Source organism: Natronomonas marina, assembly GCF_024298905.1.
Taxonomy (GTDB): Archaea; Halobacteriota; Halobacteria; order Halobacteriales; family Haloarculaceae; genus Natronomonas; species Natronomonas marina.
In genome coordinates this window covers 3,406,538-3,431,343 of sequence record NZ_CP101154.1, presented here as the reverse complement: position 1 = coordinate 3,431,343, position 24,806 = coordinate 3,406,538, and the positions used below count along the sequence as shown (strand labels likewise).

General features: G+C 69.2%; 25 protein-coding genes. 17 read left to right on the top strand and 8 right to left on the bottom strand.

Going from position 1 to position 24,806, the window contains the following annotated elements:
• The first annotated feature begins 44 nt into the window (after positions 1-44).
• The 13 genes from NLF94_RS17875 to NLF94_RS17815 all read left to right on the top strand — a co-directional run bounded on the left by NLF94_RS17875 (position 45) and on the right by NLF94_RS17815 (position 12,381).
• On the top strand, positions 45-974 hold the full coding sequence (locus NLF94_RS17875) for a hypothetical protein (RefSeq protein ID WP_254838997.1): 930 nt from the start codon (positions 45-47) through the stop codon (positions 972-974).
• 65 nt (positions 975-1,039) lie between these two features.
• Complete coding sequence (locus NLF94_RS17870; RefSeq protein WP_254838996.1) at positions 1,040-2,203, top strand: alpha-1 4-glucan-protein synthase; 1,164 nt, start codon at positions 1,040-1,042, stop codon at positions 2,201-2,203.
• Positions 2,200-3,321 carry an extracellular solute-binding protein gene (locus NLF94_RS17865; RefSeq protein WP_254838995.1) on the top strand — a complete coding sequence of 374 codons (1,122 nt, stop codon included), beginning with the start codon at positions 2,200-2,202 and terminating at the stop codon, positions 3,319-3,321. The genes NLF94_RS17870 and NLF94_RS17865 overlap by 4 nt, the downstream gene beginning before the upstream one ends.
• Before the next feature lies 1 nt (position 3,322).
• Entirely contained in the window at positions 3,323-5,374 is a 2,052-nt protein-coding gene (locus NLF94_RS17860; RefSeq protein WP_254838994.1) for a DUF7846 domain-containing protein, read from the top strand.
• Positions 5,375-5,491: 117 nt separating this feature from the next.
• Positions 5,492-6,211 (top strand): competence/damage-inducible protein A, encoded by a 720-nt coding sequence (locus tag NLF94_RS17855; RefSeq protein WP_254838993.1) that lies wholly within the window; start codon positions 5,492-5,494, stop codon positions 6,209-6,211.
• Positions 6,212-6,373: 162 nt separating this feature from the next.
• Entirely contained in the window at positions 6,374-6,583 is a 210-nt protein-coding gene (locus tag NLF94_RS17850; RefSeq protein WP_254838992.1) for a hypothetical protein, read from the top strand.
• A gap of 154 nt (positions 6,584-6,737) precedes the next feature.
• A complete protein-coding gene (gene pdhA, locus NLF94_RS17845) occupies positions 6,738-7,865 on the top strand; it encodes a pyruvate dehydrogenase (acetyl-transferring) E1 component subunit alpha (RefSeq protein ID WP_254838991.1) in 1,128 nt (375 codons plus the stop codon).
• Entirely contained in the window at positions 7,862-8,863 is a 1,002-nt protein-coding gene (locus tag NLF94_RS17840; RefSeq protein WP_254838990.1) for an alpha-ketoacid dehydrogenase subunit beta, read from the top strand. The genes pdhA and NLF94_RS17840 overlap by 4 nt, the downstream gene beginning before the upstream one ends.
• 3 nt (positions 8,864-8,866) lie before the next feature.
• Positions 8,867-10,474, top strand: coding sequence for a dihydrolipoamide acetyltransferase family protein (locus NLF94_RS17835; protein ID WP_254838989.1), 1,608 nt, complete (start codon positions 8,867-8,869; stop codon positions 10,472-10,474).
• Positions 10,475-10,529: 55 nt separating this feature from the next.
• The gene (locus NLF94_RS17830) at positions 10,530-10,775 is read left to right on the top strand and encodes a PLDc N-terminal domain-containing protein (protein WP_254838988.1); all 246 of its coding nucleotides are present in this window, start codon (positions 10,530-10,532) and stop codon (positions 10,773-10,775) included.
• Positions 10,776-10,926: 151 nt separating this feature from the next.
• On the top strand, positions 10,927-11,670 hold the full coding sequence (locus NLF94_RS17825; protein WP_254838987.1) for a DNA polymerase sliding clamp: 744 nt from the start codon (positions 10,927-10,929) through the stop codon (positions 11,668-11,670).
• Positions 11,671-11,914: 244 nt separating this feature from the next.
• Positions 11,915-12,085, top strand: coding sequence for a hypothetical protein (locus tag NLF94_RS17820; protein ID WP_254838986.1), 171 nt, complete (start codon positions 11,915-11,917; stop codon positions 12,083-12,085).
• Entirely contained in the window at positions 12,082-12,381 is a 300-nt protein-coding gene (locus tag NLF94_RS17815) for a DUF7552 domain-containing protein (protein ID WP_254838985.1), read from the top strand. The genes NLF94_RS17820 and NLF94_RS17815 overlap by 4 nt, the downstream gene beginning before the upstream one ends.
• 34 nt (positions 12,382-12,415) lie before the next feature.
• Here the strand turns inward: NLF94_RS17815 and NLF94_RS17810 are convergent, their stop codons facing one another.
• The 3 genes from NLF94_RS17810 to NLF94_RS17800 all read right to left on the bottom strand — a co-directional run bounded on the left by NLF94_RS17810 (position 12,416) and on the right by NLF94_RS17800 (position 13,999).
• Positions 12,416-12,937, bottom strand: coding sequence for an SLOG cluster 4 domain-containing protein (locus NLF94_RS17810; protein ID WP_254838984.1), 522 nt, complete (start codon positions 12,935-12,937; stop codon positions 12,416-12,418).
• 59 nt (positions 12,938-12,996) lie between these two features.
• A complete protein-coding gene (locus tag NLF94_RS17805) occupies positions 12,997-13,161 on the bottom strand; it encodes a DUF6757 family protein (protein ID WP_254838983.1) in 165 nt (54 codons plus the stop codon).
• Positions 13,162-13,228: 67 nt separating this feature from the next.
• Positions 13,229-13,999 (bottom strand): PHP domain-containing protein, encoded by a 771-nt coding sequence (locus NLF94_RS17800; RefSeq protein ID WP_254838982.1) that lies wholly within the window; start codon positions 13,997-13,999, stop codon positions 13,229-13,231.
• Positions 14,000-14,120: 121 nt separating this feature from the next.
• Between NLF94_RS17800 and NLF94_RS17795 the strand changes: the two genes are divergently transcribed.
• Together NLF94_RS17795 and NLF94_RS17790 are read left to right on the top strand one after the other, a co-directional pair.
• On the top strand, positions 14,121-14,411 hold the full coding sequence (locus NLF94_RS17795) for a DUF5789 family protein (RefSeq protein WP_254838981.1): 291 nt from the start codon (positions 14,121-14,123) through the stop codon (positions 14,409-14,411).
• A 90-nt stretch (positions 14,412-14,501) separates the two neighbouring features.
• Complete coding sequence (locus NLF94_RS17790; protein WP_254838980.1) at positions 14,502-14,738, top strand: HalOD1 output domain-containing protein; 237 nt, start codon at positions 14,502-14,504, stop codon at positions 14,736-14,738.
• Positions 14,739-14,816: 78 nt separating this feature from the next.
• On the opposite strand, the gene NLF94_RS17785 is transcribed toward NLF94_RS17790, so the two are convergent.
• Both NLF94_RS17785 and NLF94_RS17780 read right to left on the bottom strand, forming a co-directional pair.
• Positions 14,817-16,229, bottom strand: a complete 1,413-nt coding sequence (locus NLF94_RS17785) for a DUF4393 domain-containing protein (RefSeq protein ID WP_254838979.1) — start codon at positions 16,227-16,229, stop codon at positions 14,817-14,819.
• The gene (locus NLF94_RS17780; protein ID WP_254838978.1) at positions 16,226-17,533 is read right to left on the bottom strand and encodes a DUF445 domain-containing protein; all 1,308 of its coding nucleotides are present in this window, start codon (positions 17,531-17,533) and stop codon (positions 16,226-16,228) included. Before NLF94_RS17780 ends, NLF94_RS17785 begins: the two co-directional genes overlap by 4 nt.
• A 247-nt stretch (positions 17,534-17,780) precedes the next feature.
• Between NLF94_RS17780 and NLF94_RS17775 the strand changes: the two genes are divergently transcribed.
• A complete protein-coding gene (locus NLF94_RS17775; RefSeq protein ID WP_254838977.1) occupies positions 17,781-18,452 on the top strand; it encodes an apolipoprotein A1/A4/E family protein in 672 nt (223 codons plus the stop codon).
• A 52-nt stretch (positions 18,453-18,504) separates the two neighbouring features.
• Here NLF94_RS17775 and NLF94_RS17770 read toward each other — a convergent pair whose 3' ends face one another.
• Both NLF94_RS17770 and alaS read right to left on the bottom strand, forming a co-directional pair.
• On the bottom strand, positions 18,505-18,858 hold the full coding sequence (locus tag NLF94_RS17770) for a hypothetical protein (RefSeq protein ID WP_254838976.1): 354 nt from the start codon (positions 18,856-18,858) through the stop codon (positions 18,505-18,507).
• 53 nt (positions 18,859-18,911) lie between these two features.
• The gene (gene alaS / locus NLF94_RS17765; RefSeq protein ID WP_254838975.1) at positions 18,912-21,704 is read right to left on the bottom strand and encodes an alanine--tRNA ligase; all 2,793 of its coding nucleotides are present in this window, start codon (positions 21,702-21,704) and stop codon (positions 18,912-18,914) included.
• A gap of 204 nt (positions 21,705-21,908) precedes the next feature.
• On the opposite strand from alaS, the gene NLF94_RS17760 reads away from it, so the two are divergent.
• Complete coding sequence (locus NLF94_RS17760) at positions 21,909-24,392, top strand: DEAD/DEAH box helicase (protein WP_254838974.1); 2,484 nt, start codon at positions 21,909-21,911, stop codon at positions 24,390-24,392.
• On the opposite strand, the gene NLF94_RS17755 is transcribed toward NLF94_RS17760, so the two are convergent.
• Entirely contained in the window at positions 24,393-24,785 is a 393-nt protein-coding gene (locus tag NLF94_RS17755; protein WP_254838973.1) for a hypothetical protein, read from the bottom strand.
• Positions 24,786-24,806 lie beyond the last annotated feature (21 nt).

The following is a 24,806-nucleotide window of genomic DNA, read 5'->3' as shown; positions in this document are numbered from 1 at the left end:
GTCCGTCGAAAGTTTTTATCACCCTCCTCTGTAGTGATAGCGTAATGACTCGACGCACGCGAACCGTTCTCGCCTTCGTCGCGGTCGTCGTGGCGGTTTCGGGGTTCGCTCCCGGCGCCGTCGTGGCGAGTCACGGCGACGACAGCACGGACTTCACCGTCAGCCCGGACAACCCCTCGCCGGGCGCCAGCGAAGTGAGCTACACCTTCGAGTCGGAACTGACGGACAACTTCGGCGAGAGCCGGTCGGGGTTCGAGAACCCGACGGGCGTCACGTTCACGCTCTCGTCGGGCAACGTGACCGGCTGTAGCGGGGGCTTCTTCAGCCAGCCGTACACCCTCTCGGCCACCGCTTCCGACGGGAGCCAACAGGAGTTCGAGGAGTACGGGGCCTCCTTCAGCGGCGGGACCGCCGACTTCGACATCTCCAGTTCCGGCAACGACTACAAGGTCGGCGAGGTGCTCCAGTTGACCCTCGACGGCTGTGCCGGCAACCCCGGCAACGCCGGGTGGTACCAGGCCGACCTCGTCGTCGAGGGGACGGCGTTCGGCTCCAACGAGACGATAACGCTGGAGGCGACCTCCCACTACTTCGCCGTCTGTGAGGGCTGCGACAGCGAGTCGGCCGCCCGCGAGCAACTCGGACCGCCGCCATCCGAGGCGACGCCGACCCCGACGGCCACCCCGACGCCGACCCCGACGGCCACCCCGACGCCGACCCCGACGGCCACCCCGACCCTCGAGCCGCCGACGGTCGACAACCCCACCGCCACCCCCACGTCGGCGCCGGACGACCAGACGGCGACCGCGACACCGACGGCCGAATCGCAGAACGGGACGCCGACGGCGACCGCGACGCCGACGCCCGCCCCGGCCTCGGACCAGCAGTTCTTCGGGATGGACCCGATGGTCGTCGTCGTGGTCGTGGGGGCGGTCTCCATCGGTATCGCGGTCTTCGGTGCGACCCGGCTCTGAGGCGAGAGGGGCATCGAACGCGTTCCGGCAGGCTTTTAGGTCTCCCTAAAATATTGGCGAGCGAGATGACCGACATCTGTGTTATCGTGCCGACGGTCCGCGAACCGGAGTGCGTCCGCGCCTACGTGGAGAACGCGCGGGCTCACGGGTTCGACACCGACCGACTGCAGTTCCTCTTGGTGACCGAGGAGTTCTGCGATGTCGAGGGGATGGAGGCGATGCTCGACGAGTTGGGCGTCGACGGCGAGGTCTTCGACGGACCGCGCCGGGAGTCCTGGTTCGAGTCTCGCGGTCTCTCCGAGTACGCCGACCTCATCCCGGCGGCGAGCCACGCCGAGACGAGTTTCGGCCTGCTGTACCTGTGGGCCGGCGACTACGAGTACGGCTTCCTCATCGACGACGACACGCTGCCCCACGAGGAGTACGACTTCTTCGGGCGGCACCTGCGGAACCTCGCCTTCGAGGGCGAGATCGAGGCCGTCGCCTCCGACGAGCAGTGGGTGAACGTGCTGTACCAGAACGCCGACGAGCACGGACTCTACCCGCGGGGCTACCCCTACAGCGCGATGGACGAGACCGTCGAGACCGAACCCGTCGCAGTCGACGACGTGGTCGCCTCCCAGGGGCTGTGGACCAACGTGCCCGACCTCGACGCGGTCCGCATCCTGATGGACGGCGACCTGCAGGGCCAGGCCCAGACCCGCACCTCGGCGGCGGACTTCGAGGGCGACTTCGTCGCCGCCCGTGGCAACTACCTCACCGTCTGCTCGATGAACCTCGCGTTCCGGCGGGAGGTAATCCCGGCGTTCTACCAGCTGCCGATGGACGACAACGAGTGGGACGTCGGCCGGTTCGACGATATCTGGTCGGGCGTGTTCCTCAAGCGCGCCTGCGACGTGCTCGGCAAGCGCATCTACAACGGTGCGCCGCTGTGCGAGCACAACAAGGCGCCGCGCTCGACGTTCTCGGACCTGCACAACGAGGTCGCGGGCCTCGAGTTGAACGAGCACGTCTGGGAGGAGATCCACGGCGTCGGCGCCGACGCCGACAGCTACGCCGGCGTCTTCGAGGCGATGGGCGAGGAGCTCGCCGAGGGCGACTTCGAGGCCTACCAGAACGGCGCCTTCCTCAACCTGGTCGGCGAGACGATGCTGGAGTGGCTCGACTGCCTCGAGGAACTGGAGACGGCCGACCGTGCCGTCCCGGAAGCGGAGGTGACGGCGGATTGAGCTCCCGTCGTCGGTTCCTCGCGGCGACGGCCTCGGTCGGCGCCGTCGGCCTCGCCGGCTGTAGCAACATCATGGGAGGCAACGGGGACGGCAACGGCGACGACATCGCGCCCGGACAGATCGGCTCCGGGCGCGAGGGCCGGGACGCCCCCGGCGGCACCTCGATGAAGGAGATGCCGCCACTGGAGGGGACCGTCACCGTCTACTCCGGCCGCGGTGAGGTGCTGGTCGGCGAACTCATCGGCTACATCGAGTCGCTGTACGCCGACCTGACGCTCGACGTCAAGTACGGGTCGGCCAACGAGATGGTCAGCCAGATCCAGACCGAGGGCGACAACAGCCCGGCCGACGTGTTCTACTCGGTCAATGCCGGGGCGCTGGGCCTCCTCGCGGAGGCCGGCCGGACGACGCCGCTGCCGGACGACGTCGCGGGCCTCGTCGGCGAGGAGTTCCGCGACGACGAGAACCGCTGGACCGGGACGTCGGGACGGGCCCGTTCCATCCCGTTCAACACGGAGGCGTTCTCGGAAGGCGACATCCCCGACGACGTCATGGCGTTCCCGGACGCCGACCGCTTCGACGGCGAGATGGGCTGGGCGCCCGGCTACGGCTCGTTCCAGGCGTTCGTCACCGCGATGCGCCTGCTGGAGGGCGAGGAGACGACCCGCCAGTGGCTCGAGGGGATGGTAGACTCCGGCGTCCAGCGGTACCCCGACGAGTTCCAGATCTGTCAGGCCATCGCCGACGGCACCCTCTCGGCGGGCTTCACCAACCACTACTACATCCAGCGCGTCCTCGACGCCCGGTCGGGGGCGCCGCTGTCGACCACCTTCACCGAGAACGACGCGGGCACCATCTTCAACGTCGCCGGCGCCGCCGTCGTCGACACCGCCAGTGACGATGACATGGCCGCCAACTTCGTCCGGCACCTGCTGTCGGCGGAGGCCCAGGACTACTTCGCCCGGACCACCTTCGAGTACCCGCTCATCTCGGAGGTCGAACCCATCGGCGAGCTGCCGCCCATCGACGAACTGAACCCTCCGGATGTCGACCTCACGGAGCTGTCGGACCTCGAGCCGACCCTCGAGCTGATGCGCGAGGCAGGCGTCGACGTCTGAGATGCGGGCGGGCGAGCTTCGGACGCGGCTCCGACGCCGGTGGCCGACGCTCGCCGTCGCCGCCGTCGCCGGCGGCGTCGTCCTCGCGGTCGCGCTCGTACTCTTCCCGTACCTCTCAGTCAACCACGACGAGGGGGTGTATCTCCAGCAGGCCGCGATGCTCCTGGACGGGCAACTGTTCCTGCGGCCGCCCGTCGACGGCCCGTTCCGGCCGTGGTTCTTCGTCGAGAGCGACCGCGGGCTGTACTCGAAGTACAGTCCCGTCCCGCCGGCCGTCTTCGCCGTCGGCATGGCGCTCGGCGAACCGCGGCTCTCGCTCGCCGCCGTCGCCGCCGCGAGCGCCGCCCTCGTCGTCACGCTCGGCCGGTGGGCCTTCGACCGACCGACCGGGCTGGCGGCCGGCGGCCTCCTGCTGACGGCACCGATGTTCCTGATGACCTCGGCGTCGTTCCTCCCGTACGCGACGACGTTCTGCCTGAACCTCGCGTTCGCGGCGGCGTACGTCCGGGCCTGTCGGGTGCGGTCGGTCCGGTGGGCGGCCGCCGCCGGCCTCGCCAGCGGCGTCGCCTTCTTCGCGCGGCCCTACACCGCCGTGCTGTTCGCCGCCCCCTTCGCCGTCCACTCGCTGTGGGTGCTGGCGACCGAACGGGAGCGTGCGGTCCGACCGTACGCGGCGCTGGTCGCGGTCGGCCTCGCGTGGGTCGGCGTCACACTCGGGTACAATGCGGTCGTGACCGGCGACCCCCTGCTCTTTCCCTACCAGGCGTTCGCGCCGCTGGACGGCCTCGGGTTCGGCCAGCGCCGCATCCTGAACCACGAGATGGTCTACACCCCTGCGCGGGCGCTGGAGTCCAACGCCTATGTGCTGTGGTACCTGGCGACCCGGTGGGGGCCGCTCGGCGCCCTCGGGACCGCGCTCGCGGCCGTCGGCGTGGTTCTCGCGCGGTCGGCGCCGGAGCGGACCGCCGGCGCGTCCGGCGGTACCACCGGGACGTGGCTGTCGGACCGACAGTTCCGGGCCGTGCTCGTCGGCCTCGTCGTCAGTGTCGCCGTCGGCAACCTCTACTTCTGGGGCAACGCCAACCTGTTGGCGACACCGACGGACCCCCGGGACGGCCTGCTCGCCAGTTTCGGTCCCTTCTATCACTTCGCGTTGCTGTTGCCGCTGTCGGTCTTCGGCGGCCACGCCGTCGCCCGCGCGGTCCGGGCGCTCCGGGCGGTCGAGGGGCTCTCGACGACCCAGCGCCGTGCCGTCGCCGTCGCGGCGCTCGCAGTCTCGGCGCCGGTGGTCGGGGGCGCGGCCGTCGCCGCCTTCGACCAGCCGGTCGAGCGGAACGCCGCCTACACCGACAACTACGAGCAGGCCTACGCGCCCTTCGAGCCGCGACCGCCCGACGACGCCGTCGTCCTGCTCCCGCCGGCGTACGGCCCGTGGATGAACCACCCGTTCCAGCCGCTCCGGAACGACCCCGGCTTCGACGGCCGCACCGTCTACGCCTTGGACCGCGACGCCGAGACGACCTGGGCCGTCCTCGACACCTACCCGGACCGGACGCCACACCGGTTCCGCTACCGCGGGACGTGGACGCCGGACCCGGCCGACGAGATCCAGTCGACGCTGCAGTCGGCCGAGCGGGTCCGGACCGACGAGTTTCGCGCGCGGACGACGGTCGGCGCGCCGGCGGGGTCGACCAGCGCCACCGTCGCCGTCGACGCCGGCGACGAGGAAGCCCGCACGACCCGGTCGGTCGACGGCGAGTCGCTGGCCGTCGACTGGCGGCTGACGCCCTCGGCGTTGGCGGCGGGCAACGCCACGGTTCCGATCGACGGCCCGACCGACGCCGAACTCCGGGTGACCGTCGTCGGGCCGCAGGGCGGCACCGTCTACTACGAACTCGAGGTGCTGGTGCGGCCCCGTACTGGCGAAATCGAGGTCGTCTGGCCGCCCGAGCGGCAGGTCTGCGTCGGCGCGACGGTCTGTGACGACGCCTACGTGCCCGACACCGACTACCCCTCCTTCGTCGACGTCGAGACGGAGCGGCGGTCGGGATAGGACCGTTCCGTTCGGCCGGTCAGCGCCGGAGTCGCACCGTTTCGGCCCCGGACCTCGCAGGCGACGCACGCCCCCCGACAGCGAAAGCCTAACTGTCGTGATCGCCGAAGCACGGCCATGGACGCGGCGCTGCTCACGGTCGGCGACGAGCTACTCGACGGCGACACGGAGAACACGAACGCGACCTGGCTGGCGCGGGAACTCACCGAGCGGGGGGCGACGGTCCGGCGGGTGTTGACCGTACCCGACGACCGTGCCGTGATCGCCGAGGCCACCGCCGAGTACAGCGACGCCTTCGACGCCGTCGTCGTCACCGGCGGGCTGGGTCGGACGCCGGACGACGTGACGATGGAGGCCGTCGCGGCGGCGTTCGACCGCCCGATGACGGAGAACGACCTCGCGCGCGCCGACGTCGAGCGGACGCTTGCGGCCATCGCGGGCGAGTACCCCGACCTGGAGGTCGACGCCGAAAAGGAGGCGCTGCTGCCGGAGGGCGCCCGGCCGCTGATCAATCACGCGGGGCTCTCACCGGGATGCGTTCTGGAGAACGTCTACGTCCTCCCCGGGATTCCGTCGGAGATGAAGCGGATGTTCGAGGCGGTCGAGGGGGAGTTCGACGGGACGGCCCGCTTTCGGACGCTCTACACCGAAGAGCCGGAGGCGAACCTCGTCGAACGTCTCGACGAGGTACAGACGCGCTTCGACGTGAAGGTCGGCTGTTACCCCGACCGGGGGGCCGGCCACAACCGCCTGAAGGTCACCGGCGACGACGCCGCGACGCTGGAGGAGGCGACGGCGTGGCTCGCCGAGAACGTGACGCTCGCCCAGGAGCCGTAGCAGCCCAGGAGAACGCCTCGACGCGTCCGGTCTCGACAGCGGTCGGCGGGACACGCCCGACGGAACGTAGCGAGACGCGACGCGGCTCCCGCGACGTTTGGAAACGTCTGTCACAATACCTTTCCCCGTCGGTGTGCGATCGTACCACGAGGCGAAACCACGATGGACTCCAACGACCGGTTCGAGGCGGGTGGGGCGGGTAGTATCGAGGAGCAACTCCCCGAGTCGTGGGCCGATACGCCCCGTGACCCGCGCTACCTCGAGGGGAGCGTCGGCACCTGCCGGACCGGTCAGGGGACGATGCTCTACGACCGGGACGCACCGGGTCGGTACCTCATCGGTCCCGGCGTCGACCTCGAGGAGATGGCGTAGGCCGCTCCCGTCGTGTCGGCGTCGGGCCGCCGCCGACCTCGGAGTCGCCCCGAGCCGACGGATGGCGATCTACCGCCGCCGCCGAACGTGGCAAATTTTACGTAAACACTATGCCGCCGGCCTCGGACAGTCTCTCTATGCGACGGAGGGAGTCATGAGTACGCTGCAGCGAGACCCCCGCGACCGAGTGCAGGTACTCGACGAGGACGGACGTGTCGTCGACGGGGCCGATGTCCCCGACCTCGACGACGAGGAGTTGATCGAGATGTACCGTCAGATGCGGCTCGCCCGCCACTTCGACGAGCGGGCCGTCAGCCTCCAGCGACAGGGGCGGATGGGGACCTATCCGCCGCTGTCTGGCCAGGAGGGCGCACAGGTCGGCAGCGCCGCGGCCCTCGACGCCGACGACTGGATGGTGCCGAGCTATCGGGAGCACGGCGCCGCCTACGTCCGGGGTCTGGAACTGCACGAGACGCTCCGCTACTGGATGGGCGACGAGCGCGGCAACAGCCTCGAGGGGTTGAACATCTTCCCCGTGGCGGTCCCCATCGCCTCTCAGATTCCGCACGCGACGGGTGCGGCCTGGGCCTCGAAGCTGAAGGGTAACGACGAGGAGGCGTTCATCTGCTACTTCGGCGACGGCGCGACCTCGGAGGGCGACTTCCACGAGGGACTGAACTTCGCGGGCGTCTTCGACACGCCGACGGTCTTCTTCTGTAACAACAACCAGTGGGCCATCTCGGTGCCCCGCGAGCGGCAGTCGGCCTCGGAGACGCTGGCCCAGAAGGCCCACGCCTACGGCTTCGAGGGCGTCCAGGTCGACGGGATGGACCCCCTCGCGGTCTACAAGGTCACCCGCGAGGCCCTCGAGAAGGCGAAGAACCCCGGTCCGGCGGCCGACGACGCGCCCGGACGGGCGACGCGGCCGACGCTCATCGAGGCCGTCCAGTACCGGTTCGGCGCCCACACGACCGCCGACGACCCCTCGGTGTACCGCGAGGAAGAGGAGGTCGAACGCTGGAAGGCCAAGGACCCCATCCCCCGCCTGGAGAACTACCTGCGGAACCAGGGGGTCCTCGACGACGAACGGATCGACGCCATCGAGCAGTCGGTCACCGACGAGGTGGCCGACGCCATCGACACCGCCGAGGGCATCGAACGGCCCGACCCCGCGGAGATGTTCGAGTACGTCTACGAGGAGATGCCCGAGCGCCTTCGGGAACAGCAGCAGTACCTCGAGGCGCTCCGAGAACGCCACGGCGACGAGGAGCTACTAGAATGAGCACGGAACAGCAGGCGGAAACCCAGAACCTGACGCTCGTACAGGCCGTCCGCGACGGACTGAAAGGAGAGATGCAGCGCGACGAGGACGTCCTCGTGATGGGCGAGGACGTCGGCAAGAACGGCGGCGTCTTCCGGGCGACCGAGGGTCTCTACGAGGAGTTCGGCGACGAGCGCGTCATCGACACGCCGCTTGCGGAGGCAGGCATCCTCGGAACCGCCGTCGGCATGGCGGCCTACGGACTGCGCCCGGTGCCCGAACTGCAGTTCTCGGGGTTCATGTACCCCGGATTCGACCAGATAGTCTCCCACGCGGCCCGCTTTCGGACCCGCTCGCGCGGTCGGTTCACGCTGCCGATGGTCATCCGGGCGCCCTACGGCGGCGGCATCCGCGCCCCGGAGCACCACTCCGAGTCCAAGGAGGCCTTCTACACCCACGAGGCGGGCCTGCAGGTCGTCATCCCGTCGACGCCCTACGACGCGAAGGGACTGCTCGCCGCCTCCATCCGCAATCCGGACCCGGTCGTCTTCCTCGAACCGAAGCTCATCTACCGGGCCTTCCGGGAGGAGGTACCCGACGATCCCTACACGGTCGAGTTGGGCGAGGCGGCGGTCCGCCGGGAGGGGTCGGACGTCTCGGTGTTCACCTGGGGTGCGATGACCCGGCCCTCGCTGGAGGCCGCCGAGTCGATGGCCGAGGAGGGCATCGACGCGGAGGTAATCGACCTCCGGACGCTGAAGCCGATGGACACCGAGACAATCGTCGAGTCGTTCAAGAAGACCGGCCGGGCGGTCGTCGTCCACGAGGCGCCCAAGACGGGCGGCCTCGCGGGCGAAATCACCGCCACCATCCAGGAGGAGGCGCTGTACTACCAGGAGGCGCCCGTCGAGCGGGTGACCGGCTTCGACGTGCCGTACCCGCTGTACGCCCTGGAGGACTACTACATGCCCGAGGACGCACGCATCGAAGACGCCATCCGGGAGGTGGCCGACGCCTGACCCATGGTACGCGAGTTCAAACTTCCCGACGTGGGCGAGGGGCTCACCGAGGCGGAGATAGTCGACTGGCTCGTCGAACCGGGTGATACGGTCAAAGAGGACCAGCCCGTCGCCGAGGTGGAGACGGACAAGGCGGTCGTGGAGGTGCCGGCGCCGGTCAACGGCACCGTCCGCGAGATACTCGCCGAGGCGGGCGAGATGGTGCCGGTCGGAAACGTCATCATCACGTTCGACGTGGAGGGCGAGGCGGTTCAGGAGGAACCCACTGATGCCGAGGCGGCGGCTGCCGACGAGGCGGCCGACGCGGGCGAGGCCGGCGACGCGACCACCGAGGCCGAGCCCGCGGAGACGGCCGACGCCGGCGACGTGAGCGAGACGGAGGGCCGCGTCTTCGCGGCGCCCTCCGCTCGGCGGGTCGCCCGCGAACTCGGCGTCGACATCGGGAGCGTCGAGGGCAGCGGCCCCGGCGGCCGCGTGACCGAGGCGGACGTCCGGGCGGCCGCCGAGAGCGGCGGCGCGGCCGGCGAAGCCGACGAGTCCGGCGACGGGCAGGCGGTCGAGTCGGCGACCCGGCGGGTCGACGACGAGGGCGACGCGGCGGCGACGACGCCGACGGACGCCGACGGCGCGACGCCGGCCGAATCCGCCGACCGCGACCGCACGCTGGCGGCGCCAGCCACCCGGAAACTCGCCGAGGAGGAGGGCGTCGACCTCGACGCCGTGCCGACCGACGAGCGGAAGGACGGCGAGGCCTTCGTCACCGAGGCGCAGGTCCAGCAGTACGCCGAGGCCCAGCAGCGGGCCCAGGCCGCCGACGCCGAGGCCGTCTCGGCGGGCGGCGAGTCCGCCGCCGTGGAGGCTGCCGGCGAGGACGAACGCATCCCCTACCGGGGCGTCCGCCGCACCATCGGCCAGCAGATGGAGCGCTCGAAGTTCACCGCACCGCACGTCACCCACCACGACCAGGTCGACGTCACGGGGCTGGTGGAGGCCCGCGGCCGACTGAAGGAGCGCGCCGAGGAGCGCGGCACGAAACTGACCTACATGCCGTTCGTCGTCAAGGCCGTCGTCGCCGCGCTGAAGGAACACCCCATCCTCAACTCCCAACTCGACGAGGACGACGAGGAGATCCTCGTCCGGGGCGACTACAACATCGGCGTGGCGACGGCGACCGACGCGGGCCTGATGGTCCCGGTCGTGAAGGGCGCAGACCGGAAGGGGATGCTCGAAATCGCCGACGAGATGCGGGACCTCGTCGAGAGCGCGCGGGAGCGTTCCATCGCCCGCGAGGACATGCAGGGCGGTACCTTCACCATCACGAACTTCGGTGCCATCGGCGGCGAGTACGCCACGCCGATCATCAACTACCCCGAGACGGCCATCCTCGGACTGGGCGCCATCGAGGAGCGGCCGTGGGTCGTCGAGCGCGAGGCGCAAGGCGCCTCGGACGGTGCGAACGGCGACGCCGTGAGCAAAGAGGTGGAGGCGAGGAAGGTGATGACCCTGTCGCTGTCCATCGACCACCGGGTCATCGACGGCGCCGACGCTGCGCAGTTCGTCAACACCGTCAAGGAGTACCTCGAGACGCCCGAGTTGCTGTTGCTCGAGTGATCGTTCGGACGACGAACGAAATCGTTTTGTAACTCCTGGGGGAACGGCCCCATGCATGATTCCAGCCCTCCCCTTGCAGAACGGCGGTGCCGGACTCGTCTTGGTAATCTGGCTCGTGTTCCTGGCGATATTCATCGGTCTCGCCGTCTGGGTCTACAAGGACGCCCAAAAGAACAGCGAGCACCCCGCCTTCCTGTGGGCCGTGGTCGTCTTTCTGGCCCCGCTCCTCGGACTCGTCCTCTACGTGTTGCTCGGTCGCAACGGCGGTGGCGGCGGCTCCCACTCGAGCAGCGGTATCTGAGACTCGTCCGAGCGTCGGTTCGCGTCCCGTCGCGCCGTCGTTCGGACCCGATAGCGTCCGTCGAGAGAGCGGCCGTCGGGTCCTGTAGACGGCCTCGCGCCCGCACACGTACAAGAGAGATTTTTTAAACCGGCGGACAGAACCACCGTCCATGTTCAACGCTATCGTGAGTGCGGACACGCTCGGGGCTGCGCTCGACTCCGTGAGCGTGCTGGTCGACGAGTGCAAGATACGCCTCGAGGAGGAGGGCCTCACGATCCGCGCGGTCGACCCGGCAAACGTGGGGATGGTCGACCTGGAGCTGTCGGCCGAGGCCTTCGAGTCCTACGAGACCGACGGCGGCGTCATCGGCGTCAACCTCGACCGTCTGGAGGACATCGTCGGTATGGCCGACTCCGACCAGCTCGTCCACCTCGAACTCGACGAGGAAACCCGGAAGCTCCACATCTCGCTGGACGGCCTGGAGTACACGCTGGCGCTCATCGACCCCGACTCCATCCGCCAGGAGCCGGACCTGCCGGAACTCGACCTGTCGGCCGAGATCGTCATCGAGGGGCGCGACATCGCCCGCGCCGTGACGGCCGCCGACATGGTGAGCGACCACATCGCGCTGGGCGTCGACCCCGACGACGAGGAGTTCTACGTCGACGCCGAGGGCGACACCGACGACGTCCACCTCGAACTCGGCCGCGAGGACCTCATCGACCTCACCGCCGGCGAGGCCCGCTCGCTGTTCTCGCTGGACTACCTCAAGGACATGAACAAGGCCATCCCGAAGGACGCCGAGGTGACGATGGAACTCGGCGAGGAGTTCCCCGTCAAGATGCACTTCGGCTTCGCCGAGGGCGACGGTCACGTCACCTACATGCTGGCGCCGCGCATCCAGAGCGACTGAACACCCCCCTCTTCCTCGATTGCTCCGACGGCACGACCGCTTCCGTCCACCCGTTTTCAGTTCCCACTCCGCCATCGCTCGGCGCAGGAACCGAAAAGGCTATCAATTTTTAGGCTAGCCTAAAACCATGGCGACGGAGACCGTGGCGTGTGGTGCACCGACGCGGCGAGGCGACCCGAAGCGCGGGTCGCGGCCCCGCAGTCGTCGACTCTCCGCGAGGAACGACGGGACAGGGGTGGCGTAGATGCGGGCCCGCGAGTGGGTCCTCGCCCATCGGTTCGGTGACCCGGCCGACCACGGCATCCCGGAACTCCCGGCGTGGACGGTCTACCGAGACGACTGTGGCGGCATCGCGCTGGCGGACGAGGGAGCACCGTTTATCGCCGCCGAACGACCGGTGGACGTCCGACGATGAGTGATCGGCCCGACACGACGGCCGGACGCACGCTCGCGGACATCAGGCGTCGCCTCGAGGCCCTCGCGGACCCGTCGGGCCGGTACTACCTCGTCTGCGCCCGGACCGGCGGACGACCGTTCCCGGCCGAGACGTTGCGGTTCCGCGACCGGGAGGCGGCCCTTGAGGCGGCCGAGACCGCCAGCGCCTACCGCGCACGGCTCCGGACCTGGGACGAACGGCTCCCCTTCCGTGAGTTCGTCGTCCGGGCCGCGGACCACAGCGAGGGACCGGTCAGGTCGGCGACCGAGGCCTGAACGACGGGCGCTCTCGGTGTCGGCCCTGTTCTGTCTACCTGTGGCTGTCGGCAGCGGATTCGACGTAGTCGACGGCGGCCTCGGGCGTCTCGACGGTCTCGAAGCCGTCGAGGTCGACGGCGTGGGTGTCCAGGCCGGCGACGGGGCGGCCGAAGTCCAGCGCGTGGCCGAGTTCCGAGAGGGTTCCCGCGGCGCCGTCGATGGCGATCGCGGCGTCGCCGTTCAGGACGACGGCGACGTTGCGGGCGTTACCCATCCCGGTTGCGATGGGCGTCGTGACCCACTCGTTGGCGTCGGCGCGGCGCGCGGTGGGCAGGATGCCGATGGTCTCGGCGTCGTGCTCGCCGCTCGCGGGGCTGCCGCCCCGCTCGCCCGATTCGAGGCCACTCGCTTCGCTCGAGGCCTCGCGAGCCCCCCGGCAGACGGCCTCCATCGTTCCGCCGAGGCCGCCACAGACGACGGTGTGGCCCCGCTCGCCGAGCAGGCGACCGACCTCGCGGGCGGTCCCGTAGGTCGCCTCGTCGATGCTGGAGCCGCCGATGACGGAGACGCGCATGCCGGGCGTAGCACGCGACCACGGAAATGTGCCCCGAACGCGCCGAAAAGAGCCGGTCGTCAGTCCTTCAGCGAATCGTCGACCTGTGACTCGACCTCCTCGAGCCACTCGGAGTCGGAGAGTTCCTCCATCCGGTCGCGGAGGTGCTGCTCGCAGAGGCCGACCTTGACGTGGTCCTTCTCGACGGCGACGGCGGCCTCCTCGTCACAGTAGTGACACTGCATGTAGCAGGATAGGACGCCGAGCGGTTTGAACCCAGCGTTATCGGACGCCAGCCGTCGAACGTGCGTCTTACAGCGCGGCGCGGAACCGGCGGTACTCCGTCCGGTCCAGGCCCGCCTCGCCGAGCGTCTCGCCGTGGGCGTCGCTGCCGCCGGTCACGAGCAGGTCGTATCGCTCGACGGCCCGCTCCAGCGGGCGGGTGTCGACCTCCCGGCCGTAGGGGTAGAACCGCTCGACGGCGTCGAGATCGGCACACAACTCCAGGGCTGCCTCGGGGTCGTCGTACCGGAACGGGTGCGCCAGCGAGACCAGTCCGCAGGCCTCCCGGAGGACGGCGGCGCCCTCCTCGAAGGAGGGGACGTCGCGGGCGACGAAGCAGGGACAGTCCGCGCCGATGAGTTCCTCGAAGGCGCCCTCGTAGCTGTACTCGGTCGCGGACTCGATGGCGCGGGCGATGTGGGGCCGACCCAGCCCCTCGCGGGGTTCGACGGGTAACTCGACGCCGACCCGCTCCTCGACGCGCTCGATGATCCTCCGCCCGCGCTCGATGCGGTCGGCCTGGAGGTGCTCGACGAGGGACTCGAGGTCGTCGGTTCGGCGCGCGCCGTAGCCGAGCAGGTCGACCCGTTCGTCGCCGGCCTCGACCCGCAACTCGATGCCGTGGACGACGGTCAGCTCGCCGACGGCGGCGACCGGCGCCCGGATGTCGGGGTGGAGTCGGTCGTGGTCGGTGACGGCGACGGCGGAGACGCCGGCCGCCTCGGCGGCCTCGGCCAGCGTCGAGAGCGTCAACGTTCCGTCGGAGTTCGTCGTGTGTACGTGGAGGTCCGCGACGACCATGCCGACCCTCCGCGCTCGGGGGGCAAAGCCCCGGCGTTTCGGTCCCGCGTCCTAGATGTGATTATATCCGGGGGAGGAAATTATAGACAACATTGATGAAGGATCGGTCGCCAGTTCCGGTATGCGACTGCTCGCCAACGCCGACGAGAAGATCGACGCCCACAGCTATCCGGCCACGGCCGCGGAACTCATCGAGGAGTACGGCGACCTCGAACTCGAGGTGGCGAACGGCGAGGAGACGTTCGGCGAGGCACTCGGCCGACTGGACGGCGAGACGACGCTGGAGAGCGCCGATGACGCCCGAACCGTGACCTACTCGGCGGTCTCGAAGAAAGCCATCGGCCGGGCGAACTACTCCGACCGCGACTCGCCGTCCATCGGGGAGGACGGCCCCGACCAGGTCTCCTTCTGACTTCGGTCCCGACGCCGACGGACCGAATCGCCGTGTGATGAATGTGTCCACAGCACAAACAGTTATACTCGTGGAAACGAATTGACGAGTATGGGGGATGCAGTACTCGGGAAGATAATCCAGGCTATCGCGGAGGCGGAGGGGCGAGAGGCCGACGACCTCGCCGTCGTCCTGCAGGATCACGTCGATACCGACGCGATACGGCTGCTGGCCGCCCATCCCAGCGACTCGTGGACCCTCCAGTTCGAACTCCCGGACCACACCGTGCGGGTGACGGGCGACGACGAGATATTCGTCGACGAAACGCGACAGCGAGCGCGTTCCTGACGACGCGCCCGACGCCGGCGGACGGTCACGAGACGACAGTCCACGATGGCCGGAGCGGCCGGACCGTCCGGCGCGGATTCACTCGCCGGATTCGCGGCGGAACCGCGCCCGCGAGCGCTCGAAGTCGACGCTGACCGGGAGGCAGGTGTCACAGAAGTCGACGCCCAGGTCGGTCAGATAGAGGCTTCCGTAGACGGTCTTGGGGCGTTTCGCGGACTCGCGGGCGGCCTCGATGTGGGGCTGGGCCTCCAGCACCTGGTAGCGCTTGAGGTCGTCGATGGGGTCCTCCGAGAAGGTGATGAGACCGAGTCGTTCGAGGTTCTGGAGGTAGATGGGCGTCCGCTCGGGGAGCCGACAGCCGGCGTCGGCGCCGACCATCGTCATGTGCTCGGCGACGAGCCGCGAGCGGAATGGGATGTAGCCGCGGTCCCGGACGTCCATGTACGCCTGGGTCCCGTCGGTCGCCAGGAGTCGCAGGATGCGCGCCTCGTCGGCGGCCAGTTCGTCGAGGATGGATGGGTAGGCGGGGTGCAGCGACTCGTCGCGGCCCACCTCGGCGGACTTCGAGAGCAGTCGCTCGCCGCGCTCGCGGAGCCGTTCGGCCGTCAGGGGTCGGCGGTCGGCTATCTCCTCCTCGTGGGCCTCCAGCCAGTCGGACTGCTCGTCGCCGATGTCGATGCCGGCCCGCTGGAGTTCGTCGAGCGTGATGGCCCGCGTCTCCGTCAGCAGGTCGGCGGGCGACTCGGCGGTGGCGGCGGCGTAGGCCATCCGGGTCCCGGTCCGGATGCCGGACTCCATGGAGTAGCCCGTCGCCCGCTGGGTCATCGCCGTCGCCACCCGTGCGATGCGGAACATGTCCATCGCGTCGCCGTCGCCGTCGGGGTCGACGTCCTCGGGGTCGACGCCCGTCAGCCCCGGAATCGGGAAGAACCCGCCGAGGTTCCCGCCGGCGGGGTCGGTCAGGTCCACGATGGCGCCCTCCAGCCCCGACCGGAACCGCTCGATGTCCTTCGGGTCCAGCGACGTCGGGTCGGTGAAGCCCTCCTCGAGGACGCCGAAGACGTCCCGCAGGTTCTCGGAGTCGGCGGCGGTCGCGCCGCTGACCGCCTCCTCGAGGACGCCGAGCAGTCCGTCGACGTTGACCTCCTCGAGGTCGTCGGGGTCGAGAACGATCTCCTCGAGAATGGAGACGAGTTCGGCCAGCGTCTCCGGGTTCGTCTCCGAGGGACTCGCCAGCGCCCGCTCCAGCACCGAGAGGAGCCGTTCGACCTGCGACCCCTCGACGGCGTCGTTCGTGACCGCCTCGTCCATCACGGAGAAGACCCGGTCGACCTCCTCCGGCGGGATGTCGGGTTCGGCCTCGGCGTCGACGTCGGGCGCCTCGGGGCGGTCATCGTCCGGTCCGTCGTCCGTCGCGGGGGTATCGCGTCCGTCGTCGGGGTCCGCCCGGCTGCCATCGGATGGGTCCGACGCGTCGGGTCCCTCGCTCATGCGGCGGTCACCACCGCGAGCTGAATCCAGCCGGCGACGAACCCGAGGACGGCCCCCAGCAGGATGAGCATCCACTCGTCCTCGACGAAGGCGGGGCGCAACAGGCCGACGAAGTCCCGTGGGTCGAGGCTCTTGATGCGGTCGGTGATCAGCTGCCGGATGGCCTCGCTGCGCTCCTCGTTGAACTCGGGGTCCTGCAGCGGTTCTATCGTCCGGTCGACGCTCTCGCTTGCGAAGGTCTCGCGGACCTCCTCGTACTGTTCGCTGCCGGTCGTCAGCCGGATGGCGGGTCCGGCGATGCCGACCGCGCGGTCGACCTCGGGGCGGATGGAGTCGCGTATCATCTTTCTGGTCCGGTCGGACTGGCTCCCGTACATGAGGTTCTCGGCGACGTTGCCGATGGTGACGATCTCGTCGGCGACGATCTCGGCGTACTTCTCGGCGGCCTCCGGCTGCCGTTTGATGAACAGTCCCTGGAGCCGGAACGGGCCGACCCGCCGCTCCTCGATGGGCAGGAAGATTATCTTCAGCGCGATCCAGTTCGTCGCGTAGCCGACGAGGATGCCGGCAACCGGGAGGACGAGGTCGCTCTCGATGTAGAGGAAAAGCGGGATGGTGAGACAGCCCAGCAGGCCGCCGATGAGGAACCCCGAGTTGATGATGAACTTCAGCTCCCGGTCGCCGACCTCGAGGAACAGCCGGTTCAGCAGTTCGGGGTTCTCGTCGAGGTGGTTGGTTATCATGAGGTTGATGTCGAGCAGTTCGTCGATGTTGTCCCCGATCTCGTCGGTTATCTCGTCGGCGATGCGGGGGAGCCGTTCTTGGACGCGGGCGTGGACGAGCTCCCGGACCGGGGTGGGCGTGTTGTGCCACAGCTCCGGGTACTCCTCGCGGAACACGTCCTCGGTGAGTTCCCGCATCTCGTCTTTGGAGTTGGTGACCATGTGCGTGGCGATGCGCTCGGGGTCGAACTCCTCGTAGAACTCCCGTTCGGTGGCTATCTTGGCGATGCCCTTCTCGGCGGCGATGGTGCCCATCCGGGCCGACCGCGAGGGGATGATGCCCTGCCAGCCGAGGCGTCCCTCGACGACGCCGGGGATCTGCTTCAGTTTCCGGGGGAACGCCGGGGCGATCTCCTTCATGCCCGGCACCCGGAGACCGACGAAGTCGATGGGGTGAAAGAGCAACTGGATGGCGACCCAGTTGGTCCCGTAGCCGATGATGCCGGTTATCAGCGGGATGAGGAGCAGTCGCCACTCCAGGCCGTAGGGCAGACCCGGCAGGATGCCGGCCAGGGAGTTCACGCTGTGTGGGTCACCACCCGTTGTCTCCGGAGGCCCGCGTCCGCTCCTGGGTCCTCGGGGGCCTCGCTACCGGTCACAGTTCGGTATGATGGGTGTGTAACTTTAATCTACGTTCTTCGACCGAGGCGTGCCACCGGCTCGGAAACCTTCGAGAGAACCTGAATACCATCTGAACCCATCTAGATACATCATATGGTTTTCAGGGGCAAATTTTAAGTGGGTCGGTGCACTACCCCGACGCACAGCCATGAGCGACGACGACTCACCCCTGGCGACCCTGTTCGAGTTGCAGCGGAGTACCATCAGACAGACCGAGGACGCCCTCGAGAGCGCCCTCGAGGTGCCGAGCGACGTGAGCGACACGCTGTACGGCGGTGTCGACACCCAGCGCGAGGTCCAGACGCAGGTCCTCAACATGACCCGGCAGTCGATCCACACGTCGCTGGACGCCGCCGAGTCGGTCACCTCCCAGTCGGCGACGCTGGACGACCTGCGCGACTCCGTCGACGAGACGTTCGACACCCTCGAGGACCAGCAGGACGAGGCCTTCGACACCGTCGACGAGGAGTACGAGTCGCTCACCGAGAGCTACGAGGAGTTCAGCGACGACGCCGCCGAGAGCCTCGACGAACAGCTCGAGGTCCTGATGGACCTCAACGAGGGCGTCGAGGACCAGCTCGTCGACACCGTCGAGGAGTTCGTCGACCAGTTCGAGGAACTCGAGGCGGAGCTCGAAGACCAGACCGACGAGGCCCAGGAGCGCGTCTCCGAGCAGGCCGAGGAGCTGGCCGACCGCTTCGAGGAGCAGCTCGACCAGCTCTCCGAGCAGTTCGAGGAGCAGGCCGAGCGGTTCGACGAACTGGAGGAGCGCATCGAGGACGTCGGCATCGACGTCGGCGACGACGGCGACGACGAGTAACGACGCCGCCCCTTCTTCGAGCGCGACGCCCCGCAGCCGCCGGTCCGTCGGCCTACGCGCCGGGGACGCCGAAGGCGCCGACGCCCAGCCCGAAGGCGGCGTCGACCACGTAGAGGATGACCAGCGCCGAGAGCCACGCGACGACGCCGATGAGTGCGGCGTTGCCCCAGCCGCCCGGGTACTGCCAGTTGATGATGCCGACCCAGACCACGAGCGCGAGAAGCGGTCCGACGAGCGGTATCCAGGACGTCAGCGCCCACCCGATGGCGCCCAGGAGCGCGGTGACGACCGCGTGGCCGTAGTCGTCGCTCCCGACGACCAGGTTCGCGCTCACGTAGATGGCCAGTCCGCCGACGAGCAGTGCGACCAGGAACGCGGCAATCGACCCCGTGTACGGTTCCGCCATGCTCGCGGTGTCCGCCGGACGCGGGAAAAGGTTGTTCGTTTGAAACGAAACCGCTACGCCTCGCGCAGTTGCCGCAGGACGTCGGGCGCGTCCGCCAGCGCGTCGTCAAGCGCGTCGACGTCGGGACCGCCGCCCTGTGCGAAGTCCGGTGGGCCGCCGCCGCCGCCACCGACCCGGCCGGCGAGTTCGCCGACCACGCTCCCGGCGTCGATGTCGACGCCGTCGGGCACCGCGACGACGAACGTCGCGCCATCGTGACCGCTCCCGAGGACGGCGACCTTCCCCTCCTCGACGAGGGCGTTGGCCGTCGCGCGTAACTCCGCCATGTCGGCGTCGACCCGCTGGACGACGGCCGACGCCTCCCCGAGGTCGACCTCCTCGGCGTCGGCGCCGCCCTCCGCGCGGACCGCCGCCAGTTGCTCCTTGAGGTCCTCGATGCGCTTGCCACGCTGTTTCCACTCCTCGAAGAACCGTTCGGCGGTCCCGGGCACCTCCTGCGGGGAGACGTCGAAGGTGTCGGCGGCCCCGTAGAGGGCGTCCTCGGTCCGCTGGGTAGCCTCGATGGCCGCGTCGCCCGCCGCGAAGGTCAGCCGCTCGACGCCGTCCTGCACCCGCTCCGTCGAGAGGATTTTGATGGTCCCGACGTCGCCCGTCCGGGTGACGTGCGTCCCCGCGCAGGCCTGGACGTCCTCGGCGACGTGGATGAGCCGCAACTGCTCGCCCGGCGGGATGCCGCCCTGATAGAGGTCGAAGCCGTGCTCCTCCTCGGCCTCGTGGCGCTGTGGCCACTCCTGTTCGACCGCGAGGTTGTCGGTGACGATTTCGTTCGCCACCCGCTCGATGCGCTTTACCTCCTCGCGGGAGATTCGCTCGTAGTGGCGGATGTCGAACCGCGAGGAGTCGGTGCCCTTCTGGGCGCCGGCCTGCCGGACGTGGTCGCCCAGCACCTCGCGGGCGGCGTAGCCGACGATGTGGGTCGCGGTGTGGTGCTGCATCAGTCGCCTGCGGCGGGCGCCGTCTATCTGTCCGCGGACGAACTCGCCCTTCCCCGGACTCTCGTCGGTCCGGTGGAGGACGACGCCGTCGACCTCCTGGACGTCGGTCACGTCGACGGTCACGTCGTCGGTCGACAGCGTCCCCACGTCGGCCGGCTGGCCGCCGCCCTCCGGGTAGAACATCGTCTGGTCCAGCACCACGTCGTAGACCGTCTCGCCGTCGGTCTCCCGCTCGACGACGTCGAGGACGACCGCCTCGAAGTCGGTCCGCTCGGGGTCCTCGTAGAACAGTTTCTCGGTCTCCGGGAGGTCGGCGACCCGGTCGTCCTCGCCGTCCTCGTCGTCCTCGAAGGCCTCCTCGCTCCCGTGACGGGCCGCCACCAGCGAGTAGAAGTCGTCCGGAATCTCCACGTCGGCGCCGTGCTCTTCGGCTATCTCCTCGACGGTCTCCGGCTGGATGCCGTGGCTGTCGTACAGCTCGATGACCTCCTCCAGTGGGACGGGCTCGTCGCGGCCGGCGTACTCGTCGGCGAGCCGTTCGACCTGTCTGGTGCCGCGTTCCAGCGTCTCGCGGTACTTCTCGACCTCCGTGCGGACGATGTCGCGGACGGTGTCGCGGTTCCGGTAGCCGAGCCGCTCGGCCTGCATGTCGACCAGTTCGTCCAGCGGCGCGTCGACGCCGACGCCGTCACAGAGCCGCTTGGTACGGCGCAGGACCATCCGCGCCAGGTATCCCGTCCCGACGTTCGAGGGGACGATGCCGTCGCCGAGCATGTACGCCAGCGTCCGGCAGTGGTCGGCGATGGCGTAGACGTCCTCCAGCGGTTCGACGAGTTCGAGGAGCCGGTCCGTCTCCACGTCGAGCGCGTCGGCGATGTCGTCGCGGGCGGCCTCGACGTCGTCGACGTCGTCGATGTCGAGTTGCCCCGACAGCCGGGCGGCCCGGCCGACGAGTTCGGCCTCCTCGTCGGTGTACTCGATGCCGGCGTTGTCCTTCAGGAAGTCGACCATCTCGGGGTAGACCGCCTCGTAGACGGTGGCGGTCCCCTGGGACATCCAGGTCCACCGCTCGAGCCCGTAGCCCGTGTCGACGATGTAGGTGTCCATGAAGGAGTAGCTGTTGCCGTCCTTCAGTTCGTAGTCGCCGTCGGGGTCCTGCTCCATGCACATGAAGACCAGCGTCGCCAGTTCCAGCCCCCGGTAGATGACCTCGATGGCGGGGCCGGCGTTGCCGCCGCCGACCCAGGGGTCCTCGATGTAGGTCACGTCCTCGATGTCGGCGCCCATCTCCGCCAGCAGTTCGTCGCAGTACCGCACCGTCTCGTCCTTCCAGTAGACCTCGCCCTGGTAGGCGTACTGGTCCGGATCGTCGAGGTCCTCGCGGGCGTTGAACGCGTGGTGGGCCATCATCTCGAAGGCCATCGTGTGCCGGCCCGTCTTCCCGACGTTGTCGATGTCCTGCATCCGGATGCAGGGCTGGCTGACCGTCAGGGGGTTGGCCGGCGGCGGCGTCTTCCCCGACGTGACCAGCGGCTGGAAGTCGTAAATCGACGCCTGCGTCAGCAGGACGTCGTCCCGCCAGCGGTTCGCCGCCACGGGATAGGGGTCGATTCGCTCGTGGTCGTGCTCCTCGAAAAAGGAGAGGAACGCCTCCCGCATCTCCTCGAGGGTGTACGGCTCGTCGAAGCCCGGGTCGTCGATGAACTCGTAGTCGGCACACGGCGGCTCCCCGCACAGCTCCCGCTCCGTGTCGCGCGTCCAGAAGTGGTCCCCGCAGGACGGACACTCCCGGCGTACGAACCCCTCCTCGTGGAAATAGTCCAGCTGATACTCCTCCTCGAGGTCGCTCATTACGTCCCCTTCACCCGTCGTCGGCTAAAGGGTTTTCGAGGCCAGGGAGAGAAACTGAACGAACGCGAGCGGTCGTCACGGCGGCGGAAACGGAACGAGACAGTCACGAGGTCGGTAACGAAGCGAGACCTCCGTGCAGAAAGGTCGTTTACTTTCACCGCGCTGGCCGAACCCTTATGCGGCGAAGCGACGAACGACCGGTAGATGGCGACGGCCACGGACGAGGTGGAGTACGTCGAGGGTCCGCTCCTCGAGGACGGCCTCATCGAGGAGCGGCGCTACCAGTTGCAGTTGGCCGACACCGCCAGCGGGGACCACACCCTGGTCTGTCTGCCGACCGGCTTGGGCAAGACGGCGGTGAGCCTGCTGGTGACGGCCGACCGGCTGGCCGAGAAGGGCGGCAAGTCGCTGTTGCTCGCGCCGACGAAGCCGCTCGTCCAGCAGCACGCGGCCTTCTACCGGGAGGCCCTCGAGGTGCCCGACGACGAAATCGTGGTCTTCACCGGCGACGTCCGCCCCGACGACCGCGCCGACCTCTGGGAGGAGGCCCGCGTCGTCTGTGCGACGCCGCAGGTCGTCGAGAACGACCTGGTCGGCAACCGCGTCTCGCTGGCGGGCGTGACACACCTGACGTTCGACGAGTGCCACCGCGCGACCGGCGACTACGCGTACAACTACATCGCCGACCGCTACCACGCCGACGCCGACGCGCCGCTGGTGACCGGCATGAGCGCCTCCCCTGGCGGCGACAAGGAGGAGATACTGACGGTCTGCGACAACCTCGGACTGCGGGAGGTGGCGGTGATGACCGAAGAGGACGCCGACGTCAAGGCCCACACCCACCACACGTCGGTCGAGTGGGAGCACGTCGAGTTGCCCGAGACGGTCATCGAGATACGGGACGCGCTGAACGACGTGGTTTCGGACCGCCTGGAGAAACTCAAGCAACTGGGCGTGACGACATCGACGGACCCGAACATGTCCCAGAAGCAGTTGAACGCCATCCGGGCGAAACTGCAGGAACTCATCAACAACGACGACAGCGACGGCTACTCCGGGATGTCGGCCCACGCCGAGATCATGAAACTCCGGCGGGCGGTCGAACTGGTCGAGACCCAGAGCGTCGAGTCGCTTCGCCGCTACTTCGAGCGCCAGCGGGATGCCGCCCGCTCGTCGGGGTCCTCGAAGGCCAGCCAGCGGTTCGTCTCCGAGCCACGCGTCAAGGAGGCGATGCGGCGTGCCGAGGAGTTCGACGACCTGCACCCCAAGTTCCGCCGGACGCGCATCCTGCTCGCGCAGACGCTCGGCATCGAGGACGGCGAGCGCGTCATCGTCTTCACCGAATCGCGGGACACCGCCGAGACCCTCACCGAGTTCCTCGGCGAGCACTTCGAGACGCGCCGCTTCGTCGGGCAGGGTGACAAGGAGGGCTCCGACGGCATGACCCAGAAGGAGCAGAAGGAGACGCTGGACGCCTTCCGGAGCGGCGAGTTCGAGGTGCTGGTCTCCACCAGCGTCGCCGAGGAGGGACTCGACGTCCCCGACGTCGACCTCGTGCTGTTCTACGAACCCGTCCCGAAGGGAATCCGCTCCATCCAGCGGAAGGGGCGCACCGGCCGCGCAAGCGAGGGCCGCGTCGTCGTCCTGCTCGCGGAGGACACCCGCGACGAGGCGTTCTTCTGGATGTCCAGAAACGAGGAGAAGAAGATGGAGGAGGAACTCCGGAAACTGAAGGACCTCGAGGGCGAAATCGAGGCCGAAATCGCCCAACAGGCCGGCCTCGCGGAGTTCGACAGCGGGGGCGAGGCCGACGAGACCGGGGACGACAGCGACGCCGAGGAGCCGGATGCCGGTGGCGACGGGGAGGCGTCCAGCGCCGACGAGAACGCTGTGGAAGACGACAACGGAACGGCCGCGTCCGACGACGACGGCCAGGCCGGCCTCACGGACTTCGCGGGCGAGGCGGACGAGGAGGACGGGACCGACCCCGAGGGAACCGTCGCGGAGGCCGCCCCCGGCGGGGAGGGCGTCGAGGTGGTCGCCGACCAGCGGGAACTGGACTCCCACATCGCCCGGGACCTCTCGACCCGGGAGGGCGTCGAGACGCGCCTGGAGACGCTGGCCGTCGGCGACTACGTCCTCTCGGACCGGGTGGTCGTCGAGCGCAAGTCCGTCGAGGACTTCCTCGACACGCTGGTCGGCGGCGACCGCTCGATGTTCGAGCAGGTCGGCGACGCCGCCCGCTTCTACGCCCGGCCCGTCGTCGTCGTGGAGGGCGAGCGACTGTACGAGGCCCGGAACGTCCACCCCAACGCCGTCCGCGGGGCCCTGGCCTCGCTCGCGGTCGACTTCGGCGCGAGCGTCCTGCGGACCGACGACGCCGACGAGACGGCCGACCTGCTGGAGGTCATCGCCCGCCGCGAGCAGGAGACCGACGACCGCGCGGTGTCGGTCCACGGCGAGAAGGGCGGCAAGACGCTGACCGAACGCCAGGAGTACGTGGTCAGTTCCGTCGCCGAGGTCGGTCCCGTGACGGCGCGGGCGCTACTCGAGCACTTCGGCAGCGTCGAGGCGGTGATGACCGCCGGCGAGGACGACCTCCGGGCGGTCGACGGCGTCGGCGAGGTGACGGCCGAGCGCATCCGGGAAGTGACGGGAAGCGAGTACGCGGACTCGGCGGGCGAGTAGCTACCGTTCGGTGCCGCGGAGCCGGTCGGGGAGGACGGTCCGCTCGAGGGCGACGGCGACCGCGAAGCCGACTACGCCCCCGAAAACCGCGGCGTCCAACGTTTCGAGCAGGGCCCCGGAGAGGAGGCCGACGCCGAGAACGAACGGGAGACAGAGCAGTGCGACGCCGGCGACGACGTAGCCGAGGCGCTCGCGCCGTGCCGCCGGTAGTCGGGCGTGGACGGCCCACGCGAGCGGGCCGGCGAGGAGGAGGCTCCCGACGAGGAAGACGGCTACCCGTCCCCACGGCAGCGGGTCGTAGCCCAGCAGCCGACTCCCGCTCAACGCTGCCGTCGCAGCGAGCGAGGCGGTCAAAAGGACCCGTCCCAGCCACGGTCGTCCGCTGGAACCCATACGGCGTTCGAATCCGGAGCC